Genomic DNA, 11,640 nt, shown 5'->3' with positions numbered 1-11,640 from the left:
GCGCGTCCGGGGCTTACTTGCCCGTCGCGCTCAGGCTCTTCATCAGCGAGTCCGTCATCTGGTCGATGCTGAAACTCGCCGGGCGCTGGCTCGGCGGATAGTCCTTGAACGACGCCAGGAACGGCGCGACCTTCGACACCGCATATTGCGCGATATACGCGTTTTTCGTGACCCAGTCGTAATACTGGTCCGAGACCATGTCCGCGCGCTCGTAGGGGTCCATGCGCAGATTGAAGACCTTCGGCACGCGCAGGCAGGTGAACGGATTGGCCCACACCTCGAAACCGCCCGGCGCGCGCTGCTCGCAGAAGACGACCTTCCAGTTGTCCTGACGCATCGCGACGAGCAGGCCGTCGTCGTTGAAATAGAAGAACTCGTGGCGCGGGCTTTCCTTCGACTGGCCCGTGAGATAGGGCAGGAAGTTGTAGCCGTCGAGACGATTCTTGAAGTTCTTGCCGCCGATCGACGCGCCTTTCGCGAGACGATCGCTGATGTTCGTGTCGCCGGCGGCGGCGAGCAGCGTCGGGAACCAGTCGAGGCCGGACATCATCTGCGTCGATACGACGCCCGGCTTGATATGACCCGGCCATCGGACCAGCGCGGGCACCCGGAAGGCGCCTTCCCAGTTCGTGTTCTTTTCGCTGCGGAACGGCGTGGTGGCGGCATCGGGCCAGGAGAACTGATTCGGCCCGTTATCCGTCGTATAGACGACGATGGTGTTATCCGCGATCTTCAGATCGTCGAGCGACTTGAGCAGCTTGCCGACGTCGCCATCGTGCTCGATCATGCCGTCCGCGTAGTCGTTGCCGGGCATGCCGCTCTGACCTTGCATCGAAGGCCGTATGTGCGTGTACATGTGCATGCGCGTCGTGTTCATCCACACGAAGAACGGCTTGTTCGCCTTCGCCTGCTTCTGCATGAAGTCGATGGCAGCCTGCGTGGTTTCGTCGTCGATGGTCTCCATGCGCTTGGTCGTGAGCGGGCCGGTGTCCTCGACCTTGCCGTCCGCGAACGAATGGATCACGCCGCGCGGCGCGTTGCCCTTCACCCAGGCCTTGTCGTTCTTCGGGTAGTACGGACGTTCGGGCTCTTCCTCCGCATTCAGGTGATAGAGATTGCCGAAGAATTCGTCGAAGCCATGCGCGGTCGGCAAGTATTCGTTGCGGTCGCCGAGGTGATTCTTGCCGAACTGGCCGGTTGCATAGCCGAGCGGCTTCAACGCCTGCGCGATCGTGATGTTGGATGCCTGCAAGCCCACGGTCGCGCCCGGAATGCCGACTTTCGAAAGACCGGTGCGCAGCGTCACTTCGCCGGTGATGAACGTCGAGCGGCCCGCCGTGCAACTGTTCTCCGCGTAGTAGTCGGTGAACAGCATGCCCTCGTTCGCGATGCGGTCGATGTTCGGCGTCTCGTAGCCCATCACGCCCTTGCTATACGCGCTGATGTTGGTCTGCCCGATGTCGTCGCCGAAAATCACGAGGATGTTCGGCTTGTTCGAGCTCTGTTTCTGGTTGTTTTGCGCGGCGGGCGCGGGCTTCGCAGGCGCGGCGGGTTTCGCAGTGTTCTGCGTTTGCGCGGTCGAGATCATCGGTGGGACGATCAGCACGCACGCCGCCGCGATCGCGGCGAGTGCGCCGGTGATATAGCGAACGCGTCGAAGATTCGTTTGTGTCATCGTTGTTCTCCCAAGGCCGCTTGCCCTGTTGAAACCGTTACTGCCCCGCGTTTGGCGGATAAATCACGTTCCAGTCGTCCTTCATGCTCACGACGATCCAGCCTTTCGCGAGCGCTTCGTCCCACGCGCGATCGAGCTTGCCGACTTTCGATTGCCGGTCGTAGGCGAACTCGCGCACCGCATCGTCGTGGTGCACGAGGAGCGCTAGATGCGGACCCGTTTGCGCCGCGGTGTACTGCAGCATCTGAAGATCGCCGTCGGAGTTGCCGAACGCGAGCACCGGCTTGCGTCCGATGTTGCGATAGATGCCCACGGGCTTGCCCGGACCGTCATCGACGAAATCGAGCTTCGGTTCGCGCACGAGCACGGGCTTGCCGTCGCGCGTGTCGAACTTCACGGCCTGGCTCGATCCGATGACCTGCTCAGGCGGAACGCCGTAGACGCGGTCCGAAAACACCCGCATGAATTCGATGGTCCCGCCCGACACGATGTACGTCTTGAAGCCGTTGGCGCGCAGATACGCGAGCAATTCAAGCTGCGGCTGATACACGAGATCGGTATAGAGCCGCTGAAACTTCGGGTGCTTCGCGGTCGCGAGCCATGCGCGGATCGTGTTGTCGTATTCATCGGCGGTCATGCCGCTGTTCGCGATCGCGATGAGCTTCATCAACTCTTTCTGCTGGCCCGCGAGCGCGGCCTGGTCGTGCGCGGCGAGCGCGCGAAACGCCGGGTTGTTGCGCCATTCCGGATGCTTCGGCGCGGCGGCCTTCACTTCGTCGAGCAGGAACACGAACTGGAAGTAGAGCGGCTGCTCGCTCCACAAGGTGCCGTCGTTGTCGAACACGGCGATGCGCTCGGCGGGCGGCACGTAGTTTGGCGAGCCTTCGCGCGTCACGTCGTCGACGAAGTGGATGATGGTTTCGCGCGCGATGCCTTCGCGCCATGAAGGCAGCACCGCGGTCGCGGCGGGTTGCGCCGGTGCAACGACGGCGTCGGGACTGCCGCCCGGGCTCTTGCAGCCGGCGATGACGAACGCGGCGAGCAGCGCCGCCGCGAACGCGAAGAAAAGCTCAGCGCGCTGCCGTATCGATCGATGTTTGTCCATGCGTCCGATCCCACGAATCCTTGTCCATCACGAGCCGGAAGCCCAGGTGCGACATGCTGTTGAACGGATCGGTGCCGCGCCGCGCGCTCGGGCGATAGCTGAGGCAATACGCTTCGTTGCACAGGAACGAGCCGCCGCGCGTGACGCGCTTGGGCGCCGCCACAGGCACGCCGGGATCGGCAGGATCCCATGATTCGGACGGCCCCTTCGGCTCATCGACGACGCCGCCCGCCGACGCCTCGCGCCGAAACTGGTCCGCGCGATACCAGTCGGCGGTCCATTGCCACGCGTTGCCGGTCATGTCGGCCAGGCCGTAGCCGTTCGCGGGAAAGCTGCCAACAGGACTCGTACCCGCCGCGCCGCCCGCCTTCGCATTGACGACGGGAAACGGCTGCGGCTGCTGTCCCTGCCAGACGTTGGCCATCTGCCTGCCATCGGGCGTGAACTGATTGCCCCACGCATAGGTGGCCTGATCGAGCCCGCCGCGCGCGGCGAACTCCCATTCGGCTTCGGTCGGCAGACGCTTGCCCGCCCATTTCGCGTAGGCCTCGGCATCCTCATACGAGACCTGCACGACAGGATGATCGTCCTTGCCGTCGATATTGCTCGCCGGTCCCGTCGGATGACGCCAGTCCGCGCCGGGCACGAAGCGCCACCAGCGCGAGAAGTCCTGCAGCGGCACTTGCTCCTTCGTGCCGACGAAGACCATCGCGCCGGCCACGAGCGCGCGTTCGGGCGGGCGCGGCGTGCCGGGCGGCAACTGCACCTCGAGGGTTTCCCAGTCGGGCTTCTTTTCGGCGGTGGTGACGTAGCCTGTCGCCGCGACGAAGGCGCGGAACTGTGCGTTCGTCACGTGATGCTCGTCCATCCAGAAGCCGTGGATGCGGACCCTGTGCGCGGGACGCTCGTTCGCTTGTGCGAGCTTGCTGTCGCTGCCCATCAGGAAATCGCCGCCGGGCACCCACGCCATGTCCTTCGGGCCGTGCACGCCATCGCCGAGCACGATGCGGACCTGAGGTTTCGCATGCTCCGTCATCGCCCAGCTGACCGCATAGCCGACGAGCGCGGGGCACAGAAGCAGCAGCACGGCCCACAGCGCGACGCGGCGCATTCTCGAGCTGCGCGCGTCCGTGTCCTGCTTTTGTTTCGCCGATGTGTCCGCCATTGCGTGGCTCCGCTTGCGTCCTGGTTATCGCATGGACTCCAATCGGTCTCACCAATATACGAACGATTAAGCGAATTCAACGTTTTTTTTGCGGCCGCGGCGCGAGGGTGCGAGAGGGTCGATTCGAGCGGAAATCGCTTCGAAATGCGCATTCGGTTTCAAAAAACAAAGCAATGCGATGCTTTGACGAAAGCGCGCGGGTCCAGTAACTTGTCGCTCACGCGGGCAAGAGCAACCCATCGGGAACGAGCCAGTCATGCGCGATACCATCCGGCGTTTCGAAGCGAGCATCGGGCAAGCGGTCGTGGGACAGGAAGCCGTGGTGCGGCAAATCCTGATCGCGCTGCTCGCCGATGGTCACGTGCTGCTCGAAAGCCTGCCGGGACTCGCCAAAACGCGCACCGTGAAGGCGATCGCCGCGCGCCTCGCCGCCACGATGAAGCGCATCCAGTTCACGCCCGATCTCCTGCCTTCGGACATCACCGGCGGCGAAACGCTGTTGCAATCGGGCACGGAGCGCACGCTCGCGTTCCAGCCCGGACCGATCTTCGGCAATCTGATTCTTGCCGACGAAATCAATCGCGCGCCCGCGAAGGTGCAATCCGCATTGCTCGAAGCGATGGAAGAGCGGCAGATCTCGGTCGCCGGCAAGACCCATGCGATGCCCGATCTCTTTCTCGTGATGGCGACGCAGAACCCCATCGAGCAGGAAGGCACGTATCCGTTGCCCGAGGCGCAAATGGACCGCTTTCTGCTGAAGGTGCTGATCACGTATCCGTCGCCGCAAAGCGAGTGCGAGATGTTGCGTCTGTTGCGGCGTGAGAACGAAGGCGAGAAGGCGCACTTCGACACGCTCTCGCAGGAAGATATCTTTGCCGCGCGCGAGGCGGCGCGTCGCGTGAGCGTGGCGCCCGCCATCGACGAATACATCGTGTCGATCGTCGATGCCACGCGGCATGGTGCCGGCATCGATGCCGATCTCGGCAAATGGATCGAAGTGGGTGCGAGTCCGCGCGGCGCGATCGGGCTGGATCGCGCGAGCCGCGTGCATGCGTGGCTCGACGAGCGCGAATTCGTTACGCCCGATGACGTGCGCGCGGTGATTCATCCCGTGCTGCGTCATCGTCTGCTGCTGTCGTATGAGGCGAACGCGGACAACATCGGCGCGGACGAAGTGATCGACCGGCTGGTCGAGAAGGTGGCCGTGCCTGCGTAGACCCAGAGGAACGTTTCGATGGCGACGAACGCGGAGGACCCGATCGGAAGCGTCTATGTCGATGCCGCGCATCTAGCGCGGCTCGAATTCCGCGCGCGCGGTCTGAGCTTTCTCGCCCCCGCACCGGTGTCGAGCATTCTGTCGGGCCGGCACGCGTCACGCATGCGCGGGCGCGGACTGAACTTCGAGGAATTGCGCGGCTATCTGCCAGGCGACGATATCCGTCATCTCGACTGGCGCGTGAGCCTGCGCACCGGCAAGCCGCATGTGCGCGTGTACACCGAGGAACGCGATCGCCCGTTGCTCGTGGTGGTCGATCAACGCATGAGCATGTTCTTCGGATCGAGCCGCGCATTCAAGTCGGTCGTCGCGGCTGAAGCGGCCGCGCTTGCGATATGGATGGGCTTCGCGGCAGGCGATCGCGTCGGCGGCGTGGTGTTCGGAGACGATGACATCGTGCGCGTGCGGCCCTTGCGCAGCAGAACGCGCATCGAATCCTTGTTCGGCGCGATCGGCAGAATGAATCGCGCGCTTGCCGCCGACAGTCCCGCGCGCACGAACTACGGACAACTGAACGCTGCGCTGGAAGGCGTGTTGCAGATCGCGGGACATGATTTCCTCGTGTGCATCATGAGCGATTTCGCGGGTGCCGATGAACGTACGCGCCAGCTTCTTCGGCAACTCGCGGCGCATAACGACGTGATCGCCGCGCTCGTCTTCGATCCGATGTGGCAGCGCATGCCCGAGCATCGCGCGCTCGTCGTGAGCGAAGGGCGCTTGCAGGTGGAATTGCGCATCGATAACGAGCGCGTGCGTGCGCCGCTCGCGAGCCTCTTCAAGGGCCGTGCCGCCGAGATCGCGGAACTGCTGCGCGCGAGCGGCGTGCCGTTGATGGCTCTATCGACGGCCGAGCCTGTCGTGGATCAGGTGCGCAAGCTGATCGGCGCGCGGCCGCGTCATGCGTTGGGAGGCGGCATATGAACGGCGCGCTGCAATCGCTGCGTGAATTGCCGTTGCCCGCGCCCGTTTCGTATGCGCCGCAGACCATCGGCTGGTTGATCGTTGCGTTGTTGATCGTCGTGATTGCGCTCGCTGTGATGTGGTTTGCGTGGAAGCGTCATGAGAAGTCACGTTATCGGCGGGAGGCGTTGGCCGAGCTCGCATGCATCGAAATGAAATTGCGCGATGAAGCCACGCGCGCGATGGCGCTTGCGGAAATCGCGCCGCTCATCAAACGCACCGCACTGGCAGCCGCGCCGCGTTCTGAAGTGGCATCGTTGAGCGGCGCTTCGTGGCTCGCGTATCTGAAGAAGACGCACGGCGCGTTCGACGACGAAAGCGGCGCGCTGATGTATTCGGCAAGCTATGCGCCGCACGATCGGCTTGCCGGCGTCACACCGCAGCAGGCGCAGCGTCTCGTGCAAGCGGCGCGCGACTGGATCGGCCATCATCATGTGGAAGTTTGAGTTTCCGTGGATGTTCCTGCTCTTGCCGCTGCCCGCGCTCGTGTGGTGGCTCGCGCCCGCGTATCGCACGACGGCGTCCGCGGTGCGCATGCCGTTCTTCCGCGAAATGGCCGAAGCCGCAGGAGAGAAACCCGCGCCCGGCGGCGTGCGCCTGCGCAGCAACTGGCTGCAACGCGTGCTGATGCCCTTGCTCTGGATACTGCTGCTGATTGCGGCCGCACGGCCCGTATTCGTCGAAGCGCCTGTCACGCGCGACATGGCCGCACGCGATCTGCTGCTGGCTATCGACCTGTCGCAGTCGATGAGCGAGCGCGATTTCATCGACACCGTCACGAACGAACGCATGGACCGCCTGAGCGCGGTGAAGCGCGTGGTCGCGGACTTCATCGCGAAGCGCAAGGGCGATCGCATCGGGCTCGTCGTGTTCGGCGATGCCGCGTATCCGCAAGCGCCGCTCACGCTCGATCACGACAGCGTGCTGATGCTGCTCGACGCAATGCGCATCGGCATGGCGGGGCCGCGCACGGCGATCGGCGATGCGATCGGTCTCGCCGTCAAGCTGATGGAGAACACACCCGCGCAGGAGAAAGTGCTCGTGCTGCTCACCGACGGTAACGACACCGCGAGCGCGATCCCGCCCGAGCAGGCGGCGCGCATCGCGAAGCGGCATGGCATCGTCGTGCATACCATCGGCATCGGCGATCCGGGCACGCAAGGCGAAGACAAGGTCGATCTCGACGCGCTCGCGCGCATCGCGAAGACGACGGGCGGCAGCGCTTTTCATGCGCTCGGCCGCGAGCAGGACCTTGCCGCCGTCTATTCGGCGATCGACAAGTTGACGCCGGAAAAGATCAGGCGTGCGATCTATCGACCGCAGCGCGAGTTCTACTGGGTGCCGCTTGCGCTGGCCGTATCGATACTCACGCTGTATCACGTGCTCGCGTATCTCGTCGCGTTGCTGCGCGCGCCGCGCCGCGTCGTGCCGATGGACGAGGCAGAGGCCTGACATGGCCATCGATCTCACCGCGTTTCATTTTCTGCGGCCGATATGGCTGCTGTTGCTGATTCCCGCCGCGGTGCTGCCTTTCGTGTGGCTGCGGCGCAACGACGTGCGCGCGCGCTGGCGCAATCTCATCGCGCCGCAGTTGCTGGATTATCTGATCGTCGGTGAGAAGACGCGGCGTTGTGTGCAGCCGGTGCATACGCTGTCCGCGCTAATCGCGCTCGGTGCAATTGCCGTCGCGGGGCCGACATGGCAGCAGGAACGTCCGCCGTTCGATCAGGACAAGGCGCCGCTCGTCGTCGTGCTCGAGCTCGCGCGTTCGATGGATGCCAGCGATATCGCGCCGACGCGCATCGAACGCGCGAAGCAGAAAGTGCTCGATCTCGCGGCGGCGAGAAAGGGCGCGCGCACGGGGCTCGTCGTGTTCGCATCGAGCGCGCATCTCGTCGTGCCGCCGACGGAAGACCCGGCCATGCTCGAACTCTATGTGCCCGCGCTCGCGCCCGAGCTCATGCCGCGCGACGGCAGGAACGCGGCGGCGGGTCTCGCCATTGCCGAGCGCATGCTGCAAAAGGATGAAGCGGCGGGCACGATCGTCTTCATGAGCGATGGCTTCGACGAAAGCCGCACCGACGAGTTCGTGCGCATCGCGAAGGCATCGAAACATCAGTTGCTATGGCTCGCGGTGGGCACGGAGAACGGCGGCGCGATACGCAAGCCGAACGGCGAACTGGCGACGGATGAGGCAGGCCGTCCGGTCACCGGCGTGTTCGATGCGGCGGCGATCCGCAAGATCACGCAGGCGGCGTCAATACCGCTCGCGAGCATGCGTGCCGATGATGAGGATGTCGAATGGATTCAGCGTCGCGCGCAGGTCTATCTGGAAGCGGCGCAGGAAGAGAAGATCGTGCCGCGCTGGAAGGAAACGGGTTACTGGCTGATCGTGCCAATTCTCGTCATCGTGCTGGTTTGTTTCAGGCGTGGATGGACGGTGAAATGGTTGCCCGTCGTTTTGATGACATTCGCAACGCTATGCGTACCGAATCATGCGCGCGCTGCATCGTTCGAATGGCTCGATCTGTTCGCCACACACGATCAGCAAGGCCGATGGCGCTTCGAGCACGGCGATTACAAAGGCGCCGCGCAGCGCTTTGATGATCCGATGTGGAAAGGCCGCGCGCAATATCTCGCGGGCGACTATGCGGACGCGCTCGATACTTTCTCGCGCATGGATTCGGCGGAGGCGTACTTTTATATCGGCAACACGCTCGCGCATCTGAAGGACTATGAAGGCGCGCTGAAGGCGTACGACAACGCGCTCGCCCGTCGCGCCGATTTCGCCGATGCGCGCGCGAACCGTGAACTGGTGCAGAAACTCATCAAGGATCAGAAGGACGAAGGCGATGAATCGACCACGCTGAAGCCCGATCAGATCGACGTTCAAAAGAAGAAGAGCAAGGAGGGCAAGCAAGTGCTCGTGCAGGGGCAGCGTCCATCGGAAGAGGCGTGGATGCGCAATCTGAACACGTCGCCGGCTGCGTTTTTGCATCAGCGTTTCGCGCAGGAAGCAGGAGGCGGGCCATGATGCGCCGCTGCTTCGCGATGCTCCTTCTGTGGCTCGCATGCTCGATCGCCTGCGCCGACGACACGCCGCGCACGATGCTGCGCGCGCATCTCGAACCATCGGGTCCGGTCGTCGCGGGCAGCGCGGTCAAGCTCGTCGTCGATGCACTGACGACGACGTGGTTCACCGCCGCACCCGACTGGCCGCTCTTCGAGATACGCGACGCATTCGTCACGCTGCCCGACGAAAACGCATTGAATCTCAATGAGACGATCGATGGCGTGCGATGGTTCGGCGTGAGCCGTGTTTATCGCATCGTGCCGCGCGCATCGGGCGCGTTCGACGTGCCCGCGTTCAGCATCACACTGCATCCGGGCGGCATGGATACGCCTGTGAAACTCGACACGCCGCCGCTGCGATTCACCGCGACGCTGCCGCCGGGCGCGGAAGGCATGACGTCGTTCTTTCCCGCGCCGAATGTCGTGGCGACGCAGCGCATCGAGCCGAATGGCGGCGGCACGCTGGAGGTCGGCGGCACGGTAACGCGCATCGTCACGCAGCGCGCCGATGCGACCGAGTCGATGCTGATCGCGCCGGTTCTTTTCGGCGACGTCGAAGGCTTGCGGCGTTATCCGAAGCCGCCCGCGACGCGCAACATTGCCGACGATCGCACGGGCCTCGTGGCGGGCGAGCGCACCGATACCGTGACCTATGTCGTGAACAAACGCGGGCGATACGAACTGCCGCCGATCGATATCGAATGGTGGAACACGGCGGCGCATCGACGTGAAAGCATTCATCTGCCCGCGATACGCTTCACGGCGCGCGCGGCACGCGAGAAGCCGCTATGGGAAATCCCCGCCGATGCGCTCGCAGGCGCTGCGCGCCATACGGTGATCTTCCTGAACGCACGCGATATCGTGATCGCGTGTATCGTGCTGGCTTGCATCATAACGGGCGTGTGGTTCTATCCGCGCATGCGCGTGTGGCTCGAACGGTTGTCGCGCTGGTGGATCGCGGAGCGCAGAAGGCGCGCGGAAGGCGAGTTCGCCGCATGGCGCGCGTTGAAACAAGCCGTGGATTCGGGCGTCATGCGGCGCGTGATTCCGGCGCTTTATCGATGGATGGATGTGAACCCGCGTTTCAGACGTCCTGCGTTGCTCGACCAGCTCTCGGAGCCCGATTTGAAAGACCTGGCGAAGGCCGTCGAAACACATTATGAAAACGCGACGGAGTCCGGCGCGCGCGTAAAGCTGCATCGGCGGATGCGATGGAAGCATTCGCGCTACGCGAGAGGTCCGGCGCTGCCGCCGCTCAATGAAGGTCATTGACTATCGATGAGGAAATACGGCCATGACTCGTCTGACTCAAAAGCTCGCGTGCATCGTTGCGCTCGCATTGCTCTCGACGTCGCTCGCGCTCGCGTGTACGCGCGCGCTGTATGTCGGCGACAAGGGGCTCGTGATCACGGGCCGCACGATGGACTGGTCCGAAGACATGCGCTCGAATCTCTGGGTGATGCCCGGGGGCATCGAACGTGATGGCAACGCGGGCCCGAAGTCGATCAAGTGGAAATCGAAGTATGGGAGCGTGGTGGTATCGGGCTATGAGATCGGCACGGTCGATGGCATGAACGAACGGGGGCTCGTCGCCAACGCGCTCTATCTCGCGGAGACCGACTACGGCAAGCCCGATCCCAAACGCGATCCGATGTCGATCAGCCTGTGGGCGCAATACGCGCTCGATAACTTTGCGACCGTGGGGCAAGCCGTCTATGTGATGTCGCGCGAGCCGTTTCAGATCATCGCGCCGCCGCTGCCGAACGGCAAACCGCTGACGATACATCTTTCCCTTTCCGATGCGCGCGGCGATTCCGCGATCTTCGAATACATCAACGGCAAGCTCATCATTCATCAGGGCAAGAAGTACAAGATCATGACGAACTCGCCGATTTACGACGAGCAACTCGCGATCGATACGTACTGGAAGAGCGTCGGCGGCGCGGGCTTTTTGCCGGGCACGAACCGCGCGGCGGACCGCTTCGTGCGCGCGTCCTTTTTGCTCGATGCCATTCCGAAGCAGGCCGATCCGAACTATATGGCGGGCGTGCCGCAAAAGTCGTATCCATTTCAGGCGGTGGCGAGCGTGATGAGCCTGATGCGTTCGGTGAGCGTGCCGCTCGGCATCAGCACGGCGGAGCAGCCGAATCTTTCATCGACGATATGGCGCACCGTGTCGGATCAGCAGAACATGATTTACTACTTCGATTCGGCGACGCGGCCCGATACGTTCTGGGTGTCGTTGAAGAAGCTCATCCTGAATCCTGGCGCGCCGGTGATGAAGCTCACGATCGATTCGGGACAGGTTTTTTCGGGCGAGACGGCGGGGAGTTTCGTCGCGGCGCCCGCGTTCGCGTTCATGCCGGCGAAGGCGCCTTGAAAAGCGT

10 protein-coding genes are annotated in these 11,640 nt (G+C 63.6%); 7 read left to right on the top strand and 3 right to left on the bottom strand.

Features of this window, described 5'->3' with window-relative positions; translation table 11 throughout:
* Positions 1–13: 13 nt before the first annotated feature.
* The 3 genes from AWB74_RS05300 to AWB74_RS05290 are packed head-to-tail and all read right to left on the bottom strand — an operon-like array spanning position 14 to position 3,891.
* Positions 14–1,675: an arylsulfatase gene (locus AWB74_RS05300; RefSeq protein WP_061145730.1), complete on the bottom strand. Its 1,662-nt coding sequence runs from the start codon at positions 1,673–1,675 to the stop codon at positions 14–16.
* Positions 1,676–1,712: 37 nt separating this feature from the next.
* A complete protein-coding gene (locus AWB74_RS05295; protein WP_061145729.1) occupies positions 1,713–2,780 on the bottom strand; it encodes an HAD family hydrolase in 1,068 nt (355 codons plus the stop codon).
* Positions 2,746–3,891: a formylglycine-generating enzyme family protein gene (locus tag AWB74_RS05290; RefSeq protein WP_061145897.1), complete on the bottom strand. Its 1,146-nt coding sequence runs from the start codon at positions 3,889–3,891 to the stop codon at positions 2,746–2,748. The genes AWB74_RS05295 and AWB74_RS05290 overlap by 35 nt, the downstream gene beginning before the upstream one ends.
* Positions 3,892–4,201: 310 nt before the next feature.
* Here AWB74_RS05290 and AWB74_RS05285 point away from each other — a divergent pair, with 310 nt between their 5' ends.
* Genes AWB74_RS05285 through AWB74_RS05255 form a run of 7 tightly spaced genes read left to right on the top strand, consistent with a single transcriptional unit; the run spans position 4,202 to position 11,633 of the window.
* Positions 4,202–5,161 (top strand): AAA family ATPase, encoded by a 960-nt coding sequence (locus AWB74_RS05285; RefSeq protein ID WP_061145728.1) that lies wholly within the window; start codon positions 4,202–4,204, stop codon positions 5,159–5,161.
* Between the two features lie 18 nt (positions 5,162–5,179).
* Positions 5,180–6,142, top strand: a complete 963-nt coding sequence (locus tag AWB74_RS05280) for a DUF58 domain-containing protein (RefSeq protein ID WP_061145727.1) — start codon at positions 5,180–5,182, stop codon at positions 6,140–6,142.
* Entirely contained in the window at positions 6,139–6,627 is a 489-nt protein-coding gene (locus AWB74_RS05275; protein WP_061145726.1) for a DUF4381 domain-containing protein, read from the top strand. The genes AWB74_RS05280 and AWB74_RS05275 overlap by 4 nt, the downstream gene beginning before the upstream one ends.
* Positions 6,614–7,633, top strand: coding sequence for a vWA domain-containing protein (locus AWB74_RS05270; protein WP_061145725.1), 1,020 nt, complete (start codon positions 6,614–6,616; stop codon positions 7,631–7,633). The genes AWB74_RS05275 and AWB74_RS05270 overlap by 14 nt, the downstream gene beginning before the upstream one ends.
* A 1-nt stretch (position 7,634) precedes the next feature.
* A complete protein-coding gene (locus tag AWB74_RS05265) occupies positions 7,635–9,215 on the top strand; it encodes a vWA domain-containing protein (protein ID WP_061145724.1) in 1,581 nt (526 codons plus the stop codon).
* Positions 9,212–10,525, top strand: coding sequence for a BatD family protein (locus tag AWB74_RS05260; protein WP_061145723.1), 1,314 nt, complete (start codon positions 9,212–9,214; stop codon positions 10,523–10,525). The genes AWB74_RS05265 and AWB74_RS05260 overlap by 4 nt, the downstream gene beginning before the upstream one ends.
* Before the next feature lie 22 nt (positions 10,526–10,547).
* Positions 10,548–11,633, top strand: coding sequence for a linear amide C-N hydrolase (locus AWB74_RS05255; RefSeq protein WP_061145722.1), 1,086 nt, complete (start codon positions 10,548–10,550; stop codon positions 11,631–11,633).
* Positions 11,634–11,640 lie beyond the last annotated feature (7 nt).

This window comes from Caballeronia arvi (assembly GCF_001544695.2).
GTDB classification, from domain to species: domain Bacteria; phylum Pseudomonadota; class Gammaproteobacteria; order Burkholderiales; family Burkholderiaceae; genus Caballeronia; species Caballeronia arvi.
Note: the sequence above shows the minus strand (reverse complement) of the source record. Positions and strands in the feature narration are given on the sequence as shown.

What these genes read in the sequence shown, in the direction of transcription:
- AWB74_RS05300 (WP_061145730.1), bottom strand. Translation starts at nt 1,675, where the DNA reads ATGACACAAACGAATCTTCGACGCGTTCGCTATATCACCGGCGCACTC.
- AWB74_RS05295 (WP_061145729.1), bottom strand. Translation starts at nt 2,780, where the DNA reads ATGGACAAACATCGATCGATACGGCAGCGCGCTGAGCTTTTCTTCGCG.
- AWB74_RS05290 (WP_061145897.1), bottom strand. Translation starts at nt 3,891, where the DNA reads ATGCGCCGCGTCGCGCTGTGGGCCGTGCTGCTGCTTCTGTGCCCCGCG.
- AWB74_RS05285 (WP_061145728.1), top strand. Translation starts at nt 4,202, where the DNA reads ATGCGCGATACCATCCGGCGTTTCGAAGCGAGCATCGGGCAAGCGGTC.
- AWB74_RS05280 (WP_061145727.1), top strand. Translation starts at nt 5,180, where the DNA reads ATGGCGACGAACGCGGAGGACCCGATCGGAAGCGTCTATGTCGATGCC.
- AWB74_RS05275 (WP_061145726.1), top strand. Translation starts at nt 6,139, where the DNA reads ATGAACGGCGCGCTGCAATCGCTGCGTGAATTGCCGTTGCCCGCGCCC.
- AWB74_RS05270 (WP_061145725.1), top strand. Translation starts at nt 6,614, where the DNA reads ATGTGGAAGTTTGAGTTTCCGTGGATGTTCCTGCTCTTGCCGCTGCCC.
- AWB74_RS05265 (WP_061145724.1), top strand. Translation starts at nt 7,635, where the DNA reads ATGGCCATCGATCTCACCGCGTTTCATTTTCTGCGGCCGATATGGCTG.
- AWB74_RS05260 (WP_061145723.1), top strand. Translation starts at nt 9,212, where the DNA reads ATGATGCGCCGCTGCTTCGCGATGCTCCTTCTGTGGCTCGCATGCTCG.
- AWB74_RS05255 (WP_061145722.1), top strand. Translation starts at nt 10,548, where the DNA reads ATGACTCGTCTGACTCAAAAGCTCGCGTGCATCGTTGCGCTCGCATTG.